Origin of the sequence: Blattabacterium sp. (Blatta orientalis) str. Tarazona (assembly GCF_000334405.1) — a bacterium.
Taxonomy (GTDB): domain Bacteria; phylum Bacteroidota; class Bacteroidia; order Flavobacteriales; family Blattabacteriaceae; genus Blattabacterium.
The window spans coordinates 345,550-367,683 of the sequence record NC_020195.1; the positions used below are offsets into that span (position 1 = coordinate 345,550).

A 22,134-nucleotide genomic window follows, 5' to 3' on the forward strand; every position below is an offset into this window, starting at 1 on the left:
ATCAGATAAGATATCATGATATCTAAAGAAACTATAAAAAGAATATTTTCCGTTTCTTGTATAGAAGAAGTCATTGGAGATTTTATTTCCTTAAAAAAAAGCGGATTAAATTATAGAGGACTTAGTCCCTTTTCCAATGAAAAAACTCCGTCTCTAATAGTTTCTCCTATAAAAAAAATATGGAAGGATTTTAGTTCTGGAAAAGGGGGAAATATTATCACTTTTCTTATGGAACACGAAAATTATACTTATGTAGAATCATTACATTATTTAGCTAAAAAGTATGATATTAAAATTCAGGAAGAAAATAAGAATACATTTATTAGGAAAATAGATCATGAAAATTTATACTTAATACAAGATTATGCAAAATTTTTTTTCATGAAACAATTGTCTTACACAAAAGAAGGCCAAGAAAAAGGATTGATTTATTTGATGAAACAAAGAGGTCTTAATATGAAAATAATTCATCAATTTGAATTAGGTTTTGCACCTTCCTCTTGGACAAAATTTACGGAAACCGCTTTAAAAAAAGGGTTTCAAATACAGGATCTAAAAAAATCTGGTCTTACTGGATTCAAAAGATCTAATCATTTTGACTGTTTTCGTAAAAGAGTGATGTTCCCCATACATGATCTATCAGGAAGGGTGATAGGATTTGGAGGTAGGAAAATTGATAATTCTTTACGTTCTATCAAATATTTAAATTCATCCGAAAACGATATTTTTCGAAAGAGTAAAATTTTGTATGGTTTATTTCAAGCTCAAAAAAATATTTTAAAAGAGGACCTTTGTTATTTAGTAGAAGGATATACAGATGTACTTTCTCTACATCAATCTGGAATAAAAAATGTAGTTTCATCCTCTGGAACTTCACTAACCATAGATCAAATCTTTTTAATCAAGAGATTCACGAAATCTATCGTTCTTTTTTATGATGGAGATCGTTCTGGAATTCAAGCTTCTTTAAGAGTGATTAATATGATCTTGGAACAAGAAATGGATCTACGGATATTATTTTTTTATAATGGGGAAGATCCAGATTATTTGGCTAAAAAATATTCCTCTTCTCAATTAAGAGAGTTTTTAGGAAAAAAAGTTATCATTTTATTTCTTTCAAAAAAAAAATATATGAAAAAATTCCACCAAGATGATCCCATGAAAAAATCCTTTTTAGTTTTGAATATTTTGAAGAGTATTTCAAAAATTCCCAATCTTCTTCAAAGAGAATTATGCATACAAGAAACTTCTAAGTTATTCCAACTTCGTCAAGAAGTTCTAATTTATGAATTGGAACGAATAAACAAGAAAAAAAAACTATATAAAAAGATTGAGAATAATCAAATTCTCCTTAATTCAGAAAGAAATAATACTCTTCTTCTCCTTGAAGAAAAATTGATTCAACTGATTTTGAATTATGGGAATAAAATATTTAAAAAAGAAGGGACCCATACTACTACGGTTTTCGAAGAAATATTCCATACTTTTCAAGACTATAATTTTCGTTTTTCTTTGGATTCTCATCAAAAAATATTTGATGAAATCTGTTTGCAAAAAAAAAATATAGGAAAGAACCCTTCTTTAGTTGTAGAAAATGAAAAAAAGAAAAAATCTTATTCATTATCCCAATGGAATAGAAAAGGAATTAAAGTGTCCTCCCAAGAAGAAAACATAGATAGATATCTCATGGACATTTTATTGAGATATAAAACCCAATATATTTTGAAATTAATTCAACAAGAAATTCGTAATTTTCAGAAAGAAATACGAAGAGATAAGAATCAAATGATTCTAAAAAAAATCATGTATTTAACAAATTTAAAAAACGAATTTAATAAGAAGTTACATAGATATGTATAAAAAAAATAGCCTAATCCTATTAAAGAAAATAAAACAATCCTTTTGATTCTTATAAGAATTTTGGTAAATTCGTGCATATAAAATATCGAAAAATGAATACATTAATTGCAAAGAAAGCGCCTAATTTTGCAGCGAGCGCGGTATTGAATGGAAAAGATATTGTAAAAAATTTTACTTTAGAAAAGTTTCAGGGAAGTAAATATGTATTGCTTTTTTTCTATCCCAAGGATTTTACTTTTGTCTGCCCTACAGAAATATATGCCTTTCAAGAAAAAATGAAGGATTTTGAATCCAGAAATGTGCAAGTTATTGCGATATCTACGGATACAGAACAATCCCACTGGGCTTGGTTGCAAATCCCAAAAGAAAAAGGAGGAATATATGGGGTTACTTATCCTCTTGTTTCTGACATAAATAAAACCATATCCCATAACTATGGGGTTTTATCTGGAGATTGGATTTTCGATAAGGAAGAGTTAAAATCTACTGGAGAACTTATTGCTTATAGAGGTTTATTTTTAATAGACAAACAAGGAATCATCCGACATATTTTAATCAATGACTTTCCTTTAGGTAGGAACGTCAATGAAGCCATTCGTATGATAGACGCACTTCAGTATTATGAAAAAAGTGGAGAAGTTTGTCCAGCAAACTGGATAAAGGGAAAAAGAGCTATTAAGGCTAGTCATCGTGGCCTTTTAGATTTCTATTCATCTGAAAATGAATAGAAAAAAAATAGCATTTTATACAATAGGGTGCAAATTAAATTACGCAGAGACTTCTACTATAGCAAGAAAACTTTCGAATTCAAATTATGAACTTGTCTCTTTCAAGAGTTTCGCAGACATTTATGTGATAAATACTTGTTCTGTAACTGAAAAGGCAGAGAAAGATTTCAAGTATGTAGTACGTTTTTTTATGAAGAAAAATGCAAAAGCTTTTGTGATAGCGATAGGATGTTATGCTCAAGTTCATCCGAAAGAAATTTCTTCCTTTCCCGGTGTAGATCTAGTTTTGGGAATGAAAGAAAAATTTCAAATAATAGACTATCTTGATCAAGAAAATTTATTCAAAAAAAATCCTGCAAAAATTATTTCAAAGGAAACAAATTCTTATTTTCCCTCCTATTCTATTGGAGATAGAACTCGTTCTTTTTTGAAAATTCAGGATGGATGTGATTACAAGTGTAGTTATTGCATCATTCCCATTTCCAGAGGTTTTTCTCGTTCTGAGAGTATAGAAAATATATTGAAAAATATAAGGTTTCTTTTTAAAAAAGGGATAAAAGAGATAGTGTTAACAGGAATAAATATTGGAGATTATGGAAAAAATATATATGGGAACCATCCAGGTCGTTCCTATACCTTTTTTGATTTGATACAGGCTATAGATCAAATAAAAGAAAAGGGAAGAATACGTTTATCTTCAATAGAACCTAATTTATTGAAAGAGAAATGTATTGAATTGTTATCGAAAAGCAGACTTTTTATGCCTCATTTTCATATTCCTTTGCAATCTGGAAGTAATTATATATTGGGAAAAATGCAGAGACGTTATAGACGAGAGCTTTATCAAGAAAAAGTACAATACATCCGTAATTTAATCCCGGATGCTTATATAGGTTCAGATATCATTGTTGGATTTCCTGGAGAAACACATGAACATTTTTTAGAAACTTATCATTTTTTGAAAAAATTGGAGATTTCTTTTCTACATATATTTCCCTATTCTCAAAGACCAAATACAAAATCTCTTACCATACAGAAAAAGGTCTCTCCAGAAGTACAAAGAAAACGGAAAATAATATTAAGAGTTCTTTCCAAACAAAAATATCGTTCTTTTTGTGAAAAACAGATTTATACGAAAAAAACCGTTTTGTTTGAAAATAATTCTGTGAATCACGGATATTTGTATGGATATACGGAAAATTATATTCGAACAAAAATCGATTCGAATCCCTTATTTTCAAATACAGTACAAGATGTGCTACTAACGAAAGTAGATCAAGATGGGATCGTGATAGCTAAATCTATTATAGAGGATGAATGAATTCTACATTAAAAATTTCTTGAAAAGATTTTTTTACTAGATGTTTCGCCTCGGAAAAGGAGATATGATTTTGTAATTCTTTCTTTAAGGAAGTTACTTCTTTATTGAAAATTCCACAAGGAATAATATGATCAAAATATCGTAAATCTGTATTTACATTTAGAGCAAACCCATGCATAGTAACCCAACGACTCATTCTGATTCCTATCGCGCATATTTTCCTAGATATTCCATTTTTTATTAACCAAACTCCTGTTTTTCCTTTTTCTCTCTCTCCTTTTATTCCATAATTTCTTAATAAAAAATGGATAATAACTTCTTCCAAAAGACGTAAGTATTTATGAATATCCGTAAAAAAATAATCCATATTTAAAATTGGATATGCAACCAGTTGCCCAGGACCATGGTAAGTGATATCTCCTCCTCTATCGGTTTGATAAAATCTCGCATCTATTTTTTTTAAAAAATCCGAGGTGACTAATAAATGTTTATTTTTTCCATTTTTCCCTATAGTATATACATGGGGATGTTCTACAAATAGCAAATGTCCAGGTTTTTCTTTTTGAAAAGGTCTATTTTTTACTTTTTTTTGGATCAGGTTATTAAACAATATTTTTTGATATTCCCAAGTTTCTTTATATCCTTTCATTCCTAAATCCTCGAAAAATAGGATTTTTTTTTTCATCGTTTTTATTAAAAATTTATTTAATATAATCAAAAAAACAAATGTACCTTCGTATGGTTTATGACTATAACATCCGTGACTCTGCATGAAATGAATAAGGATATTTTTATGCAAAATTTATCAGAACAACAAATTATACGTAGAAAAAAATTAAAAGAACTAAAACTATTAGGATTAAACCCTTATCCATCAAATGAATATAGAATTACAATTCCCATTATTAATATACAAGAGGATTTTACAGAAAAGGAATCCATTAGTATAGCTGGACGTTTAATCAGTTTACGTATTTTAGGAAAGGCTTCTTTTGGAGAAATTAAAGACCATACAGGGCGTATCCAAATCTACTTTAAGAAGAATCATTTTGACTCAGAAAAAATAGGAAAAGAAGAGTCCTACAATATTCTTTTAAAAAAACTTATAGATATAGGAGATATTATTGGAGTTCAAGGTTTTTTATTTAAGACTAAAATGAATGAAATTACTATCCATGTCCATAAGTTAACTTTACTTTCTAAATCTTTACGTCCATTACCACAAGTAAAAGTGGATAAAAATAAAAAAATATATGATGCTTTTTCCAATACAGAACAACGTTATCGTATGCGTTATGTAGATCTTATTGTGAATGATCATGTAAAAGAAATTTTTTTAAAACGCACTCATATAATACGAGAAATCAGAAATTTTCTGGATGATAAAGGTTATCTAGAAGTAGACACTCCTATTTTACAATCTATTCCTGGTGGAGCCGTAGCTCGTCCTTTCGTTACCTATCATAATTCTCTTGGGATTCCATTGTATTTACGTATAGCTAATGAACTTTATTTGAAAAGACTTATAATTGGAGGATTTCACGGAGTTTATGAATTTTCAAAAAATTTTAGAAATGAGGGGATGGATCGTCTTCATAATCCAGAATTTACTGTATTAGAACTCTATGTAGCTTATAAAGATTATTACTGGATGATGAATTTTACAGAAAAACTTCTGAAGTGTATTTTCCATCAAGTGAAAAAAAATTTTAAGGACATTTTAATAGAAAACGATTCTATTAGTTTTCAAATTCCGTTTCCTCGTATCCCTATATTGGATGCTATTCAAACACATACTGGATTTGATCTTAGAGAGATGGAAGAAGAGGAATTAAGAAAAGTTTGTCAAAAATTGCATATAGAGGAAAATCCACAGATGAACAAAGGAAAACTGATTGAAAACATTTTTGAAGAAAAATGTGAAAAACATTACAAAAATCCTACTTTTATTATTGATTATCCTGTAGAAATGAGTCCTTTAACTAAAAGGCATCGTTATAAAAAAAATCTATCAGAACGTTTTGAACTTATTATCAATGGACAAGAAATTGCTAATGCCTATTCAGAACTTAATGATCCTATAGATCAACTTGATCGTTTGCGAGAACAAATTAAATTTTCCGAAAAAAAGGAATCTATGTTTTTGGATAAAGATTTTATACGTGCTTTAGAATTTGGAATGCCTCCTACAGCAGGAATTGGAATTGGAATAGACCGATTGGTGATGTTATTTACAAAACAAAATTCTATCCAAGATGTTTTGCTTTTTCCACAAATGCGTCCAGAAAATAAAGTGAAGTAGAGTATAGGAATTTTCTATTTCAATCCTAATACTTTTAATCCATTTTCCGTAGCGATTTTCACCAAATGGTCTATGTCATAATAATGACATGCTTCTAACATCACACGTAATTCTATCCAAAGATTTCCATCAGAAAAAGGTTTGTATATATCACAGATATTATCGGTTCCAAAAGCCACTATAATTCCTTCAGGAAGCATTTCATCTACTGGAGTAATAGAATTATGACTGGGAGTTAAACGTTCACTTCTAGTATGATCAATCCAAGCAATAGGACAAGATATTACCATTAAATTAGCTCTTTTCATTAATTTGTAAATTTCATAACGATATTTTCTAGTATGTGCAGCTAAAGAAATACTATGTATGGCCACTACTTTTCCTTGTAGGCCGTATTCAATAGTTTTTTTTGCTAGTTTTTCAGTTTCTTTTTCCTCATCAGTATTAAATTGATCTACATGGACATGTACTAACTTTCCTTTTTTTAGCTGTTTTAATAAAATATCGAGATGTTCATCTTCTCTTCCATAATCTTTAGCGGGTAATCCACCAATAATATCCACAAATTCTACAGACTTATCGAACCAATATTTAGATTTTTTATCTAAAACCCCTTTAAGAACTTGATTAGCAAAACGAATATGTATTGAATGACCATAATTATTTTTCAATTTATTAGCGGCTTTTAATGCTCTGTCTTCAATAACTTCATCCACATCAATAAAAGTACATAAAGCTTGTGTTCCTTGTATTAAAAAGTATTCCAAAGCTTTTTCCATCCGAATATAAATGTCCTCTTCTGTAGCTAAACGTTTCATTTCATCAACTAAATACCATTTTTTTTTAATAGAAAAATAAGAGTATTTAAAATTTTTTCTTGTGAGAGTATAAGCTCTGTCCAAGTGAGCATGAGCATTCACCCATCCTCCTTTTTGTTTTACTTTTTCAATAAAAATTTTTTTAGGATTCATCTTAATTGAGTTAAATCTAAAATTAAAATATTGGAAATCCAAATAACTTTTTTTGTTTTAAAAATGGTTCTCTAAAATAATTAATTAGAGGATATTCTACCGCATGAGGAAATTTTTTTAATTCATCAGAAAGATCTCCTCCTTTTAGATATAAGGCTCCATTATGAATAGATGGACATCTAAATTTATTTTTGATCCAATTATGAATTTTAGATATTTTTGCTACAGCTCTGCTAACCACAAAATCAAATTTATTTTCCAATTTTTCTGCACGTATACAAATAGTATACGCATTTTTTATGTTCAGATTATATATGATTTTCTCTACGATTTTAATTTTTTTACTAATAGAATCCACTAATATAAATTCTGTATGAGGAAAAACTATGGATAAAGGGATCCCTGGAAACCCTCCTCCTGTTCCTAAGTCCATAACACATGATCCAGGAAAAAAAGTAAAAACTTTAGCAATTCCTAAACAAAAAAGAACATGTTGCTGATAAAAATTGTGGAATGTTTTTCTAGAAATAAGATTTACATAAGCATTCCAATATGCATATAATTTTTTTAAAGAAGACAATTTATATATTTGTTGATCCAATAGATCTGGAAAATATTTTTGAATCAATTCCATATTGATAGAGGAATAAAAATTTATAATCAAATTTATTTAGATTTGTAATCATTTCAAATTATCCATCTATGAAAAATAGATTATCCCAACGTTTGCAAAATATATCTTATTCGCAAACTCTAGCTATGTCTAGTAAAGCTAGAGAATTAAAAAATAAAGGATATGACATTATCAACTTAAGTTTGGGAGAACCTAACTTTTATCCACCGGATTTTGTTTTAGACGCGGCTAAAAAGGCTATTAATGAAGGTTATCATTACTATACTCCAGTCTCCGGATATTTAGAACTTAGAGAAACAATATGCAAAAAATTTTCTCGTGATAATGGATTGAAATATTTCCCGTCTCAGATTGTTGTTTCTACTGGGGGAAAACAATCTATTATGAATGCTCTTTTATCTTTACTTAATCGAAACGATGAAGTGATTATTCCCGCTCCTTATTGGGTGAGTTATTACCAGATGGTCAAATTGTGTGAAGCCGATCCTGTTATCATTCCAACAACTATGGAGAAAAATTTTAAAATTCATCCAAAACAGTTAGAAGAAGCTATTACACCTCAAACAAAATTATTTATTTTTAGTACACCTTGTAATCCTACAGGAAGTGTTTACTCCTATGAAGAATTAAAAACTTTATCAGAAATTTTTAAGAAACATCCGAAAATCCTTATTCTTTCTGATGAAATTTATGAACATATTTGTTACGAAGAAAAACATACCAGTATTGCTATTTTTCCTGATATCTATAATCAAGTCATCACCTTAAATGGTTTATCTAAAGCTTTCTCTATGACTGGATGGAGAATTGGATATATTGGAGCTCCAGAATGGATTGCTAAGTCTTGTGATAAAATACAGGGACAAATAACTTCTTGTGCTAATTCTATCGCACAACGTGCAGCCATTTCTGCATTAAAAGCTTCCCCCAGTGAAATAAAATATATGATCAAGGAGTTTAAAAAAAGAAGAGATTTAGTTTTGAAAATGATAAAAGAGATTAACGGATTTCAGATAAATAAACCACATGGCGCTTTTTATGTTTTTCCAAAGGTTTCAGATCTTTTTGGGAAAAAATTTTATGGAAGGATTATTCAAAATTCGGACGATTTATCTGACTTTTTACTTGAAAAAGCTCAAGTAGCTACTGTTAGTGGAAGTGCTTTTGGAGATAAGGAGTGTTTACGAATTTCTTATGCTTCCACAGAAAAGAAAATTATAGAGGCTTTAACAAGAATAAAAAAAACATTAATGTAATGATGAAATGAATGGGTGGACGACCGGATTCGAACCGGCGACCCTCAGAACCACAATCTGATGCTCTAAACCAACTGAGCTACGTCCACCATTTCTGTTCATAACAAAGATAGACAATCAATCCATTTATTGACAAAAACTTTCGATAATTTTTTTACAATAAGAAAAAAGATCACTATATATCCATTTTCTGATGGAAACTATTTCTTGAATAGGATATAAAAGGTGAACATTTGCTCCTGCATCTAGTGTAAAATAGATATTTTTTTTGCTTTGTTTTCTAAAATCCCATACTTTATAAAGCACGTGAAGTGTATTCGGTTTCATCCATAAGAAATAGGGATGAGAGGTCATAATCATGGCATGTAGCGTCAAAGCTTCATGTTCTATTAATTCTCCAAATTCTTGTAAATCCCCCATTTTTAATATGGATATTAGTCTATCCATGTTTTTATTAGCACATTTAAATCTTTCTTTAGCATAAGGATTGTGAATCATTAATTGATGTCCTTTTGAACTCAAAATTTTTTTAGGATATTCATCTATTACTAAAATGGTATCTCCCATTTTTGTAAAAATGGGGTGTATTTTATAGGGATAAGGGATAGCATAAAGATTATTACTTCCCTTTATGGATTTGTGCCCCCCCAAACCAACAAGTCCAGGATATATAGATCTACAGGCGCTTCCAGAACCCAATCTTGCTAAAAAAGAAGCTTTTCTTAAAAAGAAGTCTTCTTCTAAAGAAGAAACTAATTTTTTTTCTATTTCCATGATACATAAAGCTAAAGCACTCATAGAGGAAGCAGAAGAAGCTATCCCACTACTGTGTGGAAAAGTATTCTTGGTTTCTATCAAAAAATTGAAATCTCGTAAATAAGAACAATAAAGTGAAATCCTATGAAAAAATTCCAAAATTTTTGGAAGAAAACTAGAATTTTCTTTTCCAGAAAAGAAAATTCTTATAGATTTCTTTTTTTTTTCTCTCAGATGATAAATTAATCGCGTTTCCGTATAAACCTTTCCTAGAGAATAACTAATAGACGAATTAGACGGAATTTGAATTTTATTTTTTTGCTTTCCCCAATATTTTATTAGAGCGATATTGGAAGGACTTTTTTTCGTAACTACTCCATTTGTAACTAGAGAATATTTTTTTTTTCTATAAAAAAACAACTTTTCTTCAAAAAATACGATTTAATTCCTTAACCGTTAGTTCTCACGTTTTTTTATATAATCTAACATTTTTTTATCGTCTAATTCTCCTTCTGAACGAGCAATGACACAACTCGCCAATCCATTTCCTATAACATTTACAGTAGTACGAGCCATATCCATCAATTCATCTATTCCTATAATTGCTAATATAGGCCAAGTAGGTAATCCAAAAGACGCTACAGTAGCTAAAAGAATTACTAAAGAAGCTCTTGGGACTCCAGCCACCCCTTTACTAGTTAAAATTAAAGTTAAACCTATAAATATTTGTTGACTAAAACTTAAAGGAATTCCAGAAGCTTGTGCTACAAATACAGTAGCTAAAGATAAATAAAGAGTCGTTCCATCTAAATTAAAACTATAACCTGTAGGAATCACAAAAGCAACAATTTTTCTAGGAACACCTAATTTTTCTAAATTTTCCATAAGAAGAGGTAAGGCAGATTCTGAACTCGTAGTAGCAAATGCTAAGGATACAGGTTCCGTTAAGGCTTTTACGAACCCTCTTAAAGGAACTTTAATCCATAAAAGAATAGGGAGTAAAACCACTATTAAAAATATAAGCAAAGCAATATAAAGCGTCAATAATAATTGAAAAAGATTATATAATATATCCAACCCCATATGTCCTACTGTATAAGCTATAGCGGATCCTACTCCTATAGGAGCAAAATACATGATGATCTTAGTGAATTTAAACATAATCTCTGAAAGACTTTCTGCAAAGAGTAATAGAGGACTACGTTTTTTTTCATCCAAAAAAACCATAGATACACCAAAAATAACTGAAAAGACTACAATAGGTAACACATCTCCATGATAGACGGATTTAATGAAATTTTCTGGAAAAACATGAAGAATTGTATCTTGCCAAGATTTACTTTCTACTTTCGGTAATTGCTGTCCCATCATTCCTGAAGGCATTACGATTCCTATTCCTGCTTGAGATACATTAATGGCAATAAGACCAATGAATAAGGCTAAAGTAGTTACTATTTCGAAATACAGGAGAGATTTCCATCCCATACTCCCTAATTGTTTAATATTAGAGTGACTAGCTATCCCCACTATTAAAGTGGAAAATAATATTGGAGCTATAATAGTTTTGATCATTCTCAAAAATATTTGAGATAAAAATCTTAGTTCTATAGCAATCTTCGGTTGATCTAGTCCGACTTCTATTCCTATGATGATGGATAACAAGATCCAAGTTGTTAAGTCCTTTTTCAGAAAGGCATAAAACATGAACAGAGATATTACGAAACATCTAAACATGCAAAGAGTCCATTTATCCAATCCCAAAAAGGATTTTGATAAGTGGATAAAAACATATGCTAAAACACTTAAAAATGCTATTAGTAAAATTTTTTCTTTTTTTACTTTCATTCCAATACTCATTTTGTAAAATTCAACATCTATGCAAAGGATTATTTGGTAACAGACCCGTAGGGACTCGAACCCCAACTAACAGAACCAAAATCTGCTGTGCTACCGTTACACAACGGGTCTAGGAAAAATGTAAATATATACCATTTTTTTTCAAAAATCATTATGCCTAAGGCTATTTTTAGATGAAAAAAAACCTAACTCCAGGAACAAAAAAATCATCGTTTTTTTTTTAAGGATAAAAGAAACGATATTTTTGTACTAAATTACTAAGACTACAAGATAAAGAAAATTTTTTCTAGAAAATAATGAATTAATTATGTCTGTTAAAATACGTTTAAAAAGAATTGGGAAAAAACATAGACCTATTTACCATATAGTTGTAGCTGATGCTCGTGCTCCACGAGATGGAAAATTTATTGAAAAACTGGGGACTTACAATCCTCATACGGATCCTCCTTCAACAGTATTAAAAATACAAAAATCTGTATCCTGGTTAATGAAAGGAGCCCAACCAACAGATACAGTAAAATCCATTTTTTCTAAAAAAGGAGTTTTACTAAAAAAACATTTATTAGAAGGAGTTAAAAAAGGGGCATTTAATGATGAAGAGGCCAATCAAAAATTTCATGTTTGGTTAAAAAAAAAACAAGATAACCTGTAAAATTCATCCTTTTTGAAAGTTAAAAATCTATAGAATAACTATTTCTAATAGAGAAAGGACCTATACTTTCTCTTCTTAAAGAAAGTAAATAGGCTCCGCTTTTCATTGCGATTCCAAAATCTTTGGCTATGGATCGAATATAAGTTCCTTTCCCGCATTCTACAAAAAATTGAATATAAGGGATTCCAATTTTTAAGATATAAAATTTATAAATTTTTACTTTTCTAGGCTTCATAGAATTTATTTTTTTTCCTTTTCTAGCATATTCATAGAATCGTTTTCCTTCCATTCGCAAGGCAGAAAAAGATGGTGGAATTTGATCTATTTCTCCCTTAAATTTTTTAGATATTTCTTGAACAAGTTCAGGGGTGATATGTGAAGTGGAAGAAAAATTATATTCTTCTGTTTCTGAATCAAAAGATTGAGTCGTGCAACCCAGTTTGATAATCCCTGTATAAGTTTTTTTATAATTTTGAATAGAATCCGTTTTTTTTGTGTATTCTCTCCCTATAAGAATAATTAAAAGTCCTGTAGCAAGAGGATCTAGAGTTCCCGCATGTCCTATTTTTAAGTTTTTTCCAAGAAAATTCCTAATTTTTTTTCTGATGATTTTCACCACTTTAAAAGAAGTCCATCCCCACGGTTTATCTATTAATAAAAGTTGATCCTTTTCGAATGCGTATTCTGATAAATTTTTCAAATCTTAAACTTTTCAATCGGTTGAAAAAAATAATGTATAACAATAAAGAACAGTCCCAAAATAATTCTATAATATCCGAATAATTTAAAATTATTTCTTTTTAAATATGCCATAAAACATTTTATGGATAGAATTCCTGTAATGAAAGCCACTATATTTCCAATAATCAAAAACTGGATTTCTTGTAGAAAAAGTTCTTTGGACATGGAAATAATAATACGAAAATTCCATGGAAAACTGAAAGAAGTTAATTGAAAATAATAGTCAAATAATTTTTTACATGTGGCAATAACAATAACCGGGACAGATAAAAAAAAAGAAAATTCAATAGCATTTTTTCTATGAACATTTTGTAACAGACAAGCAACTATAGTAGCGGCACTTCTAGATACTCCTGGAATCAGAGCCATACATTGGCATAATCCAATAATAAAAGCTTGAAAATAATTGATATGATTACTTTTATCCAAATTTTTTTCATAAAAATTTTCCACTTTCAAAAGAATTATTCCTCCTATAATAAGAAAAAAAGCGACTATGAGTGGATTTCCTAAGAAGAAATTTGTTCTTCTATTCAAGAAAAAACCAAAAATTCCTATAGGAAAACTAGCTAGAAAAATTTTTAGATAAAAATCTGCTTTTTGAAAAAAAATTTTTTTACCGATAAAAAAAACCACAGAAAAAACCGCTCCAAGTTGAACAGAAATCAGGAATAATTTCGTGATCTTTTTTTCTAGGATTCCCATAATGGAAGCTGCAAGGATCATATGTCCTGTAGAAGAAATAGGAAAAAATTCTGTAAGACCTTCAATAATCCCTAATAGGATTGATTGAATGTAATTCATTAAACATCAATTTTTGCATGAATTGCATTTTTTTCTATGAAACTTCTACGTGGAGGTACTTCCGCTCCCATAAGAATGGAAAATATTTTATCGGCTTCCGAAAGGTTTTCTATATGAACCTTTCGTAAAGTCCTTTTTTTTGGATTCATAGTCGTTTCCCAAAGTTGTTCCGCATTCATTTCTCCTAATCCTTTATAACGTTGGATATTGATTTTTTTTCTTTCTCCTAATCTTTGGAGAATTTTTTCTCTTTCCTCATCACTCCAAGCATATTGAGAATGATTGCCTTTTCTGATTAAATAAAGAGGAGGCGTCGCAATATAGATATGTCCTTTTTCTATTAAGAGCTTCATATAACGAAAGAACAATGTTAAAATCAAAGTGGAAATATGACTTCCATCTATATCTGCATCTGTCATAATAATAATTTTATTATATCTAAGTTTTTTTACATTTAAATTTTTTGGATCTTCTTCGGTTCCAATAGAAACCCCCAATGAGGTAAATATATTTCTAATTTCTTCATTTTCAAATATTTTATATTGCATAGCTTTTTCTACATTTAGGATTTTTCCTCGTAAAGGTAAAATAGCTTGAAAGCTCCGATCTCTACCTTGTTTAGCCGTTCCCCCTGCAGAATCTCCTTCTACCAAATAGATTTCACAATTCTCTGGATTATTGAAAGAACAATCCGCTAATTTTCCAGGTAAAATGCTATTGTATATGGGACTCTTTTTTTGTATTAATTCACGAGCTTTTTTAGCAGCTTGACGTGCTTTAGCCGATAAGATAACTTTATCAATAATTTTTCTTCTCTCACTGGGGTTTTCTTCTAGATAACTGTTTAACATCTCCCCCACAATTTTATCTACAATTCCTCCTACTTCGTGATTGCTTAATTTTGTTTTAGTTTGTCCTTCAAATTGAGGTTCCATTACCCTGACAGATATAATAGCTGTAAGACCTTCTCGGAAATCATCTCCCGTCAAATCTACTTTATCTTTTTTATTATCTTTGTTAGATAAAAGTCCATATCTATCCGTATATTTCTTAAATGTCCTTGTTAAAGCTCTTCTAAATCCAGAAATATGAGTCCCTCCCTCCGAAGTATTGATATTATTCACATAAGAATAAATTTTCTCTTTGAAAGAAGTATTGTACTGCATGGCTACTTCCACTATGGTATTTTCTTTTTCTCCTTCAATAAAAATAATGCTCCTTGTTAAGGATTCTTGATTCTTATCTAGAATAGGAAGGTATTCTTTTAATCCATTTTTAGAGAAAAAATGCTCTTCTATGTTATTCCTTTCGTCTTTTAAAAATAAGTGCAATCCTTTATTTAGAAAAGCTAATTCTTTCAAACGTGTGGATAATATTTCATAATGATATGTGATCGAATTGAAAATAGAATTATCAGCTAGATAATGAATTTTTGTTCCTTGTAAATGGGTTTTTCCTAAACATTGGACCCTATCAATAGGTGTTCCTATCAAATATTCTTGTTGGTAAACTTTTCTGTTACGATAAACTGTCACTATAAGTCTTTTGGACAAGGCATTTACACAGGATATCCCTACTCCATGCAATCCTCCAGAAACTTTATAAGAGTTTTTGTCAAATTTACCACCCGCTCCTATTTTTGTCATGACTACTTCAAGAGCAGACTTTCCTTCTTTCTTATGAATATCTATGGGAATACCACGACCATTATCCAGGACTGTAATAAATCCATTTTTGTGAATGGTCACCCATATTTTATTACAATAACCTGCTAAGGATTCATCTACGGAATTATCTATGACTTCATTTACTAAATGATGCAATCCTCTAATCCCTACGTCTCCAATATACATAGAAGGTCTAAGCCTTATGTGTTCAATCCCTTCTAGAGACTGTATGCTATCTGCTGTATAATCTGTATTTTTATTACTCATAACCCATTCTAATTTTATTAGAAATTTTTCCTATTTTCATAAAAATTTATAGTTTTATAGGATCTTTAAAGTAAAGATAGAAAAAATCTAAAACATGCTATCACGTGAAAATTTGGGAAAAAGATATTCATTCTCATAATAGGAATAGAGAAATAGAAGAATTTACTTCAGGTAAAGATTCAAAATTAGATTTACTTTTAGCCCCACATGACGTTATTGGAACCATAGCTCATGTGATGATGTTAGAAAGTATTGGATTATTAAATCAAAAAGATTTAGAAATTTTAATTAAAGAATTACGTCACATTTATATACACGAAATATTAACAAATAATTTTCAAATGGATGAAGGAATAGAGGATGTTCATTCTCAAATAGAATTTTTGTTAACAGATCGTTTAGGAAAAGTTGGAAAGAAAATTCACAGTGGTAGATCCAGAAATGATCAAATATTGGTAGATCTGAAACTTTTTATTCGTACAGAAATCAAAGAAATTGTATTAATAGTCTATTCTTTTTTTGATTTATTATTACAATTAAGTGAACAATATAAAAATATATTAATGCCTGGTTATACCCATTATCAAATTGCTATGCCTTCTTCTTTTGGACTTTGGTTTTCGGCATATGCGGAAAGTTTAATAGATGATATGTTATTAATTCACACAGCTTATCGGATTACCAATAAAAACCCTTTAGGTTCCGCTGCTGGTTACGGATCTTCTTTTCCTTTAAATCGGAAAATGACAACGGAATTATTAGGATTTGAAAATTTAAATTACAATGTTGTATATGCTCAAATGGGACGAGGAAAAATGGAAAGAATAGTAACAGAATCCCTTGCTTCTTTAGCCAGAACTTTGAGTAAGATGTCCCAAGATATTTGCTTATATTTAAGTCAAAACTATAATTTCATTAGTTTTCCTGATTTTCTTACTACCGGATCTAGTATTATGCCTCATAAGAAAAATCCAGATGTTTTTGAAATCATACGAGCTAAATGCAATAGAATATCTTCATTGCCGAATGAAATTTCTTTAATTGTATCCAATTTGTGTTCCGGATACCATAGAGATTTTCAAATAATTAAAGAAAGATTTTTACCTGTTTTTGATGAATTAAAAAAGTGTTTTTCCATATTTAGATACATGTTGAATCATATTGTGGTTAGAAAGGACATTCTTCGAGAGGATAAGTATAAATACTTATTCAGTGTAGAAGTAGTTAATCAACTTGTACAGAAAGGATATTCTTTTAGAGAAGCTTATCAAAAGGTGGCTACAGATATTAAAAATGAACGTTTTAAACCATTAAAAAAAAATTTTTCTCATTCTCATGAAGGAAGTATAGGGAATTTGTGTAATCAAGAAATTAGAGATATGATGCGAAAACTGATAAATAAATTTGATTTTGAGATCATTCAAAAAGTGATTGAACGGTTAGTTTATGGAAAAAATCCATAATGTAAATCTTTAAGAATCCAATTTTTTTTGGATAGATTTTTTAAAAATCCATTCTTTTATTTTTTTGTGATGTCCAGATAAAAGTATTTTTGGGACGGACCATCCTTTGTAAATTTCTGGACGAGTGTAAATAGGTGGGGCTCCCATTTTTTCCATTTGAAACGAATCTGTGATCATGGAATCTGGATTATGCAGGACTCCTGGTAATAATCTGGCGATGGTTTCTACTACAACAGCCGCAGCTAGTTCTCCTCCAGATAACACATAAGGACCAATAGATATTTCTTTGGAAATTAAATGATCTCTAATTCTCTGATCAATTCCTTTATAACGACCACACAGGATAAGAATATTTTTCTTACAAGTTAATACGTTAGCATATTTTTGTGAAAAAAGTATTCCATCAGGAGTCATAAAAATTTTTTCATCATAATTTCTTTCTGATAATAATTTATCAAAACACTGATATACAGGTTCTATTCTAAGAATCATCCCAGATCCCCCTCCATAAGGATAGTCGTCCACCTTTTTACGCTTTCCTAAACCATATTTTCGTAAATCATGAATATGAATATCCATGATTCCTTTATTCATAGCTCTTTTAATAAGAGAACTTGAAAAAGTTCCCTTGAGAATTTCCGGAACCACGCTAACAATATCTATACGCATTTTTTTTTCAGTAATATACACTTTGACTAAGAATCTATGAATGAAACTAGTGAAAAAATTATACCTTTGTGAATAATTAGTGACAATGAGTTACATCGTATCTATAGTGGGACGTCCAAATGTCGGAAAATCTACTCTATTTAACCGTTTTGTAGGACGAATGAAAGCTATTGTTCATGTCAGAAGTGGAGTTACACGAGATCGTATTTATGGAGAATCTGAATGGAATGGAGTTCATTTTTCTTTGGTAGATACAGGTGGTTATAACCCCATCCATAAAAATCTACTGGATGCAGAAATTATCAAGCAAATTTTAATAGCCATAAAAGAGGCCGATGTCATTTTATTTTTAGTGGATATAAAAATAGGGATATTAGATATAGATGTAGAAATCTCTCAACTACTTAGAAAGTATAAAAAATCTATTTTATTAGTAGTGAATAAAGTAGATAACGGAAAATACATGTATCATAACACAGATTTTTTTTGTTTAGGATTTAGGGATTATTACTACATATCCGCTATAAATGGAAGTGGAACGGGCGAATTACTGGATAGATTAATAGAAATCTTGAAATCCTTAGGAAAAAAAGAAATAGTGGAAAAAGAAGTTCTTCCCCGTTTTTCGGTCATAGGACGTCCAAATGTTGGAAAATCTACATTGATTAACTCGTTTTTAGAAAAAAATCATCATATTGTCACAAATGTTTCTGGGACCACGAGAGATAGTCTTGATGTTTCCTACAAAAAATTTGGATATAAATGTATTTTAGTGGATACACCTGGAGTAAGAAAAAAATCAAAAATAAGTGAAAGTCTTGAATTTTATTCTACTATGAGAACAGTAAGAAGCATTGAATCCACAGATATTTGTCTTTTAATGGTAGATGCGGTTCGTGGATGGGAGTCACAGGATAGAAATATTTTTAGATTAGTTGAAAGAAATCAGAAAGGAATAATCATTCTTATTAACAAATGGGATTTATTAAATCATGGAAAAAATTGTTCTCTGCAAAAAAATTTCGAAATTTTCATTCGAAAAAAAATTTCTCCATTTGACAATGTCCCCATCCTTTTTATCTCTGCAAAAAATAAAGATGGAATATATAACATCCTCCCCATAGCTGATCAGGTTTTCAAAATACGTAAAAAAAGATTAAAAACGAATTTATTAAATAGAGTTATGTTACCCATTTTTCAAAAAACTCCTCCTCCATCTGTACAAAAAAAGTTGATTACTATTAAATATTGTACTCAGTTACCGACATCCACCCCAAAGTTTATTTTTTTCTCTAATTTTCCTCATTATATAAAAGAATCTTATAAAAGATTTATTGAAAATAAAATTCGTGATCACTTCGATTTTAGAGGAGTCCCCATACAAATTCTTTTTAGGAAAAAATAATGGTTCATCTTTTGTATTAATAAAACGGTGATCACACATTTAAGAGGAAAGTTAATAGAAAAAAATCAATCTTCTTTAATAATAGATTGTAATGGAGTCGGATATTCCCTTCATATATCTTCGTATACCTATTCTTCTTTATCAGAAGAAGAAGGAAAAGAAATTTCTATATATACTTATCTTTTTATCAAGGAAAATCAACATGTATTGTATGGTTTTTTTGAAAGAATAGAAAGAAAAATATTTTCTCATTTGATATCCGTAAATGGAATAGGTCCAAGTTCTGCTATAACTATACTATCTTCCTTAACCCCACATGAAATAGAAGAATCTATATCTAGAGAAGATATAGAAGTATTCAATCATGTGAAGGGAATCGGAAGAAAAACTGCTCAGAGAATTATCATAGAACTGAAAGATAAAATTTCTATTATTCCTTCTAATATTCCTAAAAAAGTAAAAAACGTTAACTTTTTCGATAAGACCCCTACTTTCATAAAAAAAGAGGCTTTAAGCGCTTTGATCGTACTAGGTTTTTCTCCTAAAGAATCTAAAAAAGTTTTAGAGGAGATCTTGGATAAAAACCCTGAATTTACTGTAGAAAATCTGATCAAAGAATCTTTAAAAAAATTGTAAAATAGGTATTTTCAATTTCTAAAAAAAACAAACCCAAAAAATAATATACTTTTGTTTTTGTCGTAAAATTAATACTTACCTCTTTATTATGAAACTTTTTTATCCCTCAATTATAGTGATCCTTTTTGTCTTATCTATTTTTGATCTTATTGTAGGTTTAATTAATGACGCAGTCAATTTTCTCAATTCTGCTATTGGATCTAAAGTAGCTTCTCGTAAAATCATCATGATTTTTGCTAGTTTAGGTATTTTATTGGGAGCTTTTTTATCCAGTGGAATGATGGAAGTAGCAAGAAAAGGGGTTTTTGATCCGTCTTATTTTCATTTTTCAGATCTAACCTTTATTTTCTTAGCTGTTATGATATCCGATATTATTTTATTGGATGTTTTTAACACTTTAGGATTACCTACTTCTACTACAGTCTCTATGGTTTTTTGCTTATTAGGTGGAGCTTTTAGTATAGCTATGATAAAAATAGCTTCCCCATTAAGTAATGAACCGCTTCATTATTTAAGTCAATACATTAAAGCGGAAAAAACATTGACCATTGGAGTAGGAATTTTTTTATCTATTCTAATTTCTTTTTTTTCAGGAGCTTTCATTCATTATTTCATACGATTTTTATTAAGTTTTGAATATAAAAGTAGATTAAAATATGTAGGAGTAATATGGGCGGCTATTTCATTGAGTAGTATGACTTATTTTTTGATTGTAAGAGGTCTACATAGTACTTTGAAAGGGTTCATGGAAGATAATTTGACAGGATTCTCTTTATTGATTCAACATTTTATCAAGTGCATACATCATCATTTTTTTGTTTTTTTACTGGTCTTATTTTCCACATGGACTCTTGTGGCAAAGATATTTGTTTCTTTAGGATATAATATCTTAAAATTTGTTGTATTATATGGAACCTTCTCTTTAGCCATGGCTTTTGCAGGAAATGATTTAGTAAACTTTATAGGAATTCCTATAGCTAGTATACAATCTTATAATATATGGAAAGAAGCAGGAAGTCCTCCTGCCGAAAGATTTAATATGAAAAGTTTATCTGGAAATGTACAGGTCCCATCTATAGTTTTAATTTTTGCAGGTATAATTATGATATTGACGCTTTGGTTTTCTAAAAAAACAAAAACCATCGTTAGCACAGAAATTAATTTAAGTAGACAAAATGAAGGGACCGAAAAATTTTTATCTAATTCTTTAGCAAGAGGAATTGTTCGATTTTTTTTATATTTTGGGAATAAATTTTTCAAATTATTTCCAAAAAGATTCCTAGTAAAAATAGAAAAAAATTTTAAGCAAAAAATACAAAATGAAAACGTTGCTTTTGACTTAGTTAGAGCTTCTGCAAATTTAACCATATCTAGTATATTGATATCTATAGCTACCGTTCAGAAACTCCCACTATCAACTACTTTTGTCACTTTTATGGTTTCTATGGGGACTTCTCTTTCAGATAGAGCCTGGGATCGAGAAAGCGCCGTTTACAGAGTTTCAGGAGTATTAAAAGTTATAAGAGGTTGGTTTTTAACAGGTTTAATCGCTTTTACCATGGCAGGAATTACAGCGTCTTTTTTGTTTTTTTTAAAAGCATGGGCCCTTATATTTTTTATGTTTTTAATTGGTTTTGTTTTTTACAAGAGTTATAAAAACTATCAGAAAGGGCTATCTAAAAAATTTGAAGATCAAAGAAAAATTTTTGGAACCGATGAGCTGACTTTAGGGAAAACTTTAAACAAAACTATGGATATTTTAGTACCTATCCTGGAATCAATCGAAAATATTTATAAAAATAGTATAGAAGGGATAACTAAAGAAGATTTAAAAAGCCTTCAATATAGTAGGAAGCACTTTTTAAAAGTAAAAGAAAGTTTTACGAGCATCCAGAACTCTTTAATTCTAGTGATTAGAAAAACGAAAAACAGTGAACCTATTGCTGGGAGACTTTATATGCGAATATACAATAAAATTAAAGAGATCATTGAATCTTCCGATGTGATTACTAATCGCACTTTATTTCATGTGAGTAATAGTCATAAACCTTTAAAATACAAGCAAAAAAAAATTTATTGATACTTGAACATTTGATGATGGAACACTTCCATATAATCAAAAAAATCACCAGAAATAGAAGTTTT

The 22,134-nt window shown here is 29.6% G+C and carries 19 protein-coding genes and 2 tRNA genes; 10 read left to right on the forward strand and 11 right to left on the reverse strand.

The window, feature by feature from the left end; genetic code table 11:
* Positions 1-15 precede the first annotated feature (15 nt).
* The 3 genes from dnaG (at position 16) to mtaB (ending at position 3,909) form a co-directional block, all read left to right on the forward strand.
* Positions 16-1,860 carry a DNA primase gene (gene dnaG / locus BLBBOR_RS01720; protein WP_015370719.1) on the forward strand — a complete coding sequence of 615 codons (1,845 nt, stop codon included), beginning with the start codon at positions 16-18 and terminating at the stop codon, positions 1,858-1,860.
* 92 nt (positions 1,861-1,952) lie between these two features.
* The gene (locus BLBBOR_RS01725) at positions 1,953-2,588 is read left to right on the forward strand and encodes a peroxiredoxin (RefSeq protein ID WP_015370720.1); all 636 of its coding nucleotides are present in this window, start codon (positions 1,953-1,955) and stop codon (positions 2,586-2,588) included.
* Positions 2,581-3,909, forward strand: a complete 1,329-nt coding sequence (gene mtaB / locus BLBBOR_RS01730; protein WP_015370721.1) for a tRNA (N(6)-L-threonylcarbamoyladenosine(37)-C(2))-methylthiotransferase MtaB — start codon at positions 2,581-2,583, stop codon at positions 3,907-3,909. The genes BLBBOR_RS01725 and mtaB overlap by 8 nt, the downstream gene beginning before the upstream one ends.
* Here the strand turns inward: mtaB and lipB are convergent.
* The gene (gene lipB, locus BLBBOR_RS01735; protein ID WP_015370722.1) at positions 3,893-4,594 is read right to left on the reverse strand and encodes a lipoyl(octanoyl) transferase LipB; all 702 of its coding nucleotides are present in this window, start codon (positions 4,592-4,594) and stop codon (positions 3,893-3,895) included. The two genes, mtaB and lipB, sit on opposite strands and share 17 nt — an antisense overlap.
* A 108-nt stretch (positions 4,595-4,702) precedes the next feature.
* On the opposite strand from lipB, the gene lysS reads away from it, so the two are divergent.
* Positions 4,703-6,211 (forward strand): lysine--tRNA ligase, encoded by a 1,509-nt coding sequence (gene lysS, locus BLBBOR_RS01740; protein ID WP_015370723.1) that lies wholly within the window; start codon positions 4,703-4,705, stop codon positions 6,209-6,211.
* Positions 6,212-6,225: 14 nt separating this feature from the next.
* On the opposite strand, the gene BLBBOR_RS01745 is transcribed toward lysS, so the two are convergent.
* Together BLBBOR_RS01745 and rsmG are read right to left on the reverse strand one after the other, a co-directional pair.
* Positions 6,226-7,182, reverse strand: coding sequence for an amidohydrolase family protein (locus tag BLBBOR_RS01745; RefSeq protein WP_045118248.1), 957 nt, complete (start codon positions 7,180-7,182; stop codon positions 6,226-6,228).
* A 22-nt stretch (positions 7,183-7,204) separates the two neighbouring features.
* Positions 7,205-7,846 carry a 16S rRNA (guanine(527)-N(7))-methyltransferase RsmG gene (gene rsmG / locus BLBBOR_RS01750; protein WP_235043204.1) on the reverse strand — a complete coding sequence of 214 codons (642 nt, stop codon included), beginning with the start codon at positions 7,844-7,846 and terminating at the stop codon, positions 7,205-7,207.
* A gap of 38 nt (positions 7,847-7,884) precedes the next feature.
* Here rsmG and BLBBOR_RS01755 point away from each other — a divergent pair, with 38 nt between their 5' ends.
* Positions 7,885-9,072, forward strand: coding sequence for a pyridoxal phosphate-dependent aminotransferase (locus BLBBOR_RS01755; protein ID WP_015370726.1), 1,188 nt, complete (start codon positions 7,885-7,887; stop codon positions 9,070-9,072).
* A gap of 14 nt (positions 9,073-9,086) precedes the next feature.
* On the opposite strand, the gene BLBBOR_RS01760 is transcribed toward BLBBOR_RS01755, so the two are convergent.
* From BLBBOR_RS01760 to BLBBOR_RS01775, 4 genes are all read right to left on the reverse strand, one after another.
* A tRNA-His gene (locus BLBBOR_RS01760) sits at positions 9,087-9,161 on the reverse strand.
* Between the two features lie 37 nt (positions 9,162-9,198).
* Positions 9,199-10,248, reverse strand: a complete 1,050-nt coding sequence (locus BLBBOR_RS01765) for a diphosphomevalonate/mevalonate 3,5-bisphosphate decarboxylase family protein (protein WP_015370727.1) — start codon at positions 10,246-10,248, stop codon at positions 9,199-9,201.
* 36 nt (positions 10,249-10,284) lie between these two features.
* Complete coding sequence (locus BLBBOR_RS01770) at positions 10,285-11,685, reverse strand: dicarboxylate/amino acid:cation symporter (RefSeq protein ID WP_015370728.1); 1,401 nt, start codon at positions 11,683-11,685, stop codon at positions 10,285-10,287.
* Between the two features lie 40 nt (positions 11,686-11,725).
* A tRNA-Gln gene (locus BLBBOR_RS01775) sits at positions 11,726-11,796 on the reverse strand.
* Between the two features lie 196 nt (positions 11,797-11,992).
* Here BLBBOR_RS01775 and rpsP point away from each other — a divergent pair.
* A complete protein-coding gene (gene rpsP, locus BLBBOR_RS01780; protein WP_015370729.1) occupies positions 11,993-12,337 on the forward strand; it encodes a 30S ribosomal protein S16 in 345 nt (114 codons plus the stop codon).
* Between the two features lie 19 nt (positions 12,338-12,356).
* On the opposite strand, the gene truB is transcribed toward rpsP, so the two are convergent.
* Genes truB through gyrB form a run of 3 tightly spaced genes read right to left on the reverse strand, consistent with a single transcriptional unit; the run spans position 12,357 to position 15,816 of the window.
* Positions 12,357-13,037 (reverse strand): tRNA pseudouridine(55) synthase TruB, encoded by a 681-nt coding sequence (gene truB / locus BLBBOR_RS01785; RefSeq protein ID WP_015370730.1) that lies wholly within the window; start codon positions 13,035-13,037, stop codon positions 12,357-12,359.
* Positions 13,034-13,882, reverse strand: coding sequence for an undecaprenyl-diphosphate phosphatase (locus BLBBOR_RS01790; protein WP_015370731.1), 849 nt, complete (start codon positions 13,880-13,882; stop codon positions 13,034-13,036). The genes truB and BLBBOR_RS01790 overlap by 4 nt, the downstream gene beginning before the upstream one ends.
* Positions 13,882-15,816, reverse strand: a complete 1,935-nt coding sequence (gyrB, locus tag BLBBOR_RS01795; protein WP_015370732.1) for a DNA topoisomerase (ATP-hydrolyzing) subunit B — start codon at positions 15,814-15,816, stop codon at positions 13,882-13,884. Before gyrB ends, BLBBOR_RS01790 begins: the two co-directional genes overlap by 1 nt.
* A gap of 104 nt (positions 15,817-15,920) precedes the next feature.
* Here gyrB and argH point away from each other — a divergent pair, with 104 nt between their 5' ends.
* A complete protein-coding gene (gene argH / locus BLBBOR_RS01800) occupies positions 15,921-17,279 on the forward strand; it encodes an argininosuccinate lyase (RefSeq protein WP_015370733.1) in 1,359 nt (452 codons plus the stop codon).
* 9 nt (positions 17,280-17,288) lie between these two features.
* On the opposite strand, the gene trmD is transcribed toward argH, so the two are convergent.
* The gene (trmD, locus tag BLBBOR_RS01805; RefSeq protein ID WP_015370734.1) at positions 17,289-17,948 is read right to left on the reverse strand and encodes a tRNA (guanosine(37)-N1)-methyltransferase TrmD; all 660 of its coding nucleotides are present in this window, start codon (positions 17,946-17,948) and stop codon (positions 17,289-17,291) included.
* A gap of 85 nt (positions 17,949-18,033) precedes the next feature.
* Between trmD and der the strand changes: the two genes are divergently transcribed.
* The 3 genes from der to BLBBOR_RS01820 all read left to right on the forward strand — a co-directional run bounded on the left by der (position 18,034) and on the right by BLBBOR_RS01820 (position 22,069).
* The gene (gene der / locus BLBBOR_RS01810) at positions 18,034-19,353 is read left to right on the forward strand and encodes a ribosome biogenesis GTPase Der (protein WP_015370735.1); all 1,320 of its coding nucleotides are present in this window, start codon (positions 18,034-18,036) and stop codon (positions 19,351-19,353) included.
* A 27-nt stretch (positions 19,354-19,380) separates the two neighbouring features.
* Positions 19,381-19,989, forward strand: a complete 609-nt coding sequence (ruvA, locus tag BLBBOR_RS01815; RefSeq protein WP_015370736.1) for a Holliday junction branch migration protein RuvA — start codon at positions 19,381-19,383, stop codon at positions 19,987-19,989.
* Between the two features lie 88 nt (positions 19,990-20,077).
* Complete coding sequence (locus BLBBOR_RS01820) at positions 20,078-22,069, forward strand: inorganic phosphate transporter (protein WP_015370737.1); 1,992 nt, start codon at positions 20,078-20,080, stop codon at positions 22,067-22,069.
* Positions 22,070-22,134: the final 65 nt, after the last annotated feature.

Excerpts from the sequence above, each read along its gene's own strand:
- dnaG (WP_015370719.1), top strand. The coding sequence starts at position 16 with ATGATATCTAAAGAAACTATAAAAAGAATATTTTCCGTTTCTTGTATA.
- BLBBOR_RS01725 (WP_015370720.1), top strand. The coding sequence starts at position 1,953 with ATGAATACATTAATTGCAAAGAAAGCGCCTAATTTTGCAGCGAGCGCG.
- mtaB (WP_015370721.1), top strand. The coding sequence starts at position 2,581 with ATGAATAGAAAAAAAATAGCATTTTATACAATAGGGTGCAAATTAAAT.
- lipB (WP_015370722.1), bottom strand. The coding sequence starts at position 4,594 with ATGAAAAAAAAAATCCTATTTTTCGAGGATTTAGGAATGAAAGGATAT.
- lysS (WP_015370723.1), top strand. The coding sequence starts at position 4,703 with ATGCAAAATTTATCAGAACAACAAATTATACGTAGAAAAAAATTAAAA.
- BLBBOR_RS01745 (WP_045118248.1), bottom strand. The coding sequence starts at position 7,182 with ATGAATCCTAAAAAAATTTTTATTGAAAAAGTAAAACAAAAAGGAGGA.
- BLBBOR_RS01755 (WP_015370726.1), top strand. The coding sequence starts at position 7,885 with ATGAAAAATAGATTATCCCAACGTTTGCAAAATATATCTTATTCGCAA.
- BLBBOR_RS01770 (WP_015370728.1), bottom strand. The coding sequence starts at position 11,685 with ATGAGTATTGGAATGAAAGTAAAAAAAGAAAAAATTTTACTAATAGCA.
- rpsP (WP_015370729.1), top strand. The coding sequence starts at position 11,993 with ATGTCTGTTAAAATACGTTTAAAAAGAATTGGGAAAAAACATAGACCT.
- BLBBOR_RS01790 (WP_015370731.1), bottom strand. The coding sequence starts at position 13,882 with ATGAATTACATTCAATCAATCCTATTAGGGATTATTGAAGGTCTTACA.
- gyrB (WP_015370732.1), bottom strand. The coding sequence starts at position 15,816 with ATGAGTAATAAAAATACAGATTATACAGCAGATAGCATACAGTCTCTA.
- trmD (WP_015370734.1), bottom strand. The coding sequence starts at position 17,948 with ATGCGTATAGATATTGTTAGCGTGGTTCCGGAAATTCTCAAGGGAACT.
- der (WP_015370735.1), top strand. The coding sequence starts at position 18,034 with ATGAGTTACATCGTATCTATAGTGGGACGTCCAAATGTCGGAAAATCT.
- BLBBOR_RS01820 (WP_015370737.1), top strand. The coding sequence starts at position 20,078 with ATGAAACTTTTTTATCCCTCAATTATAGTGATCCTTTTTGTCTTATCT.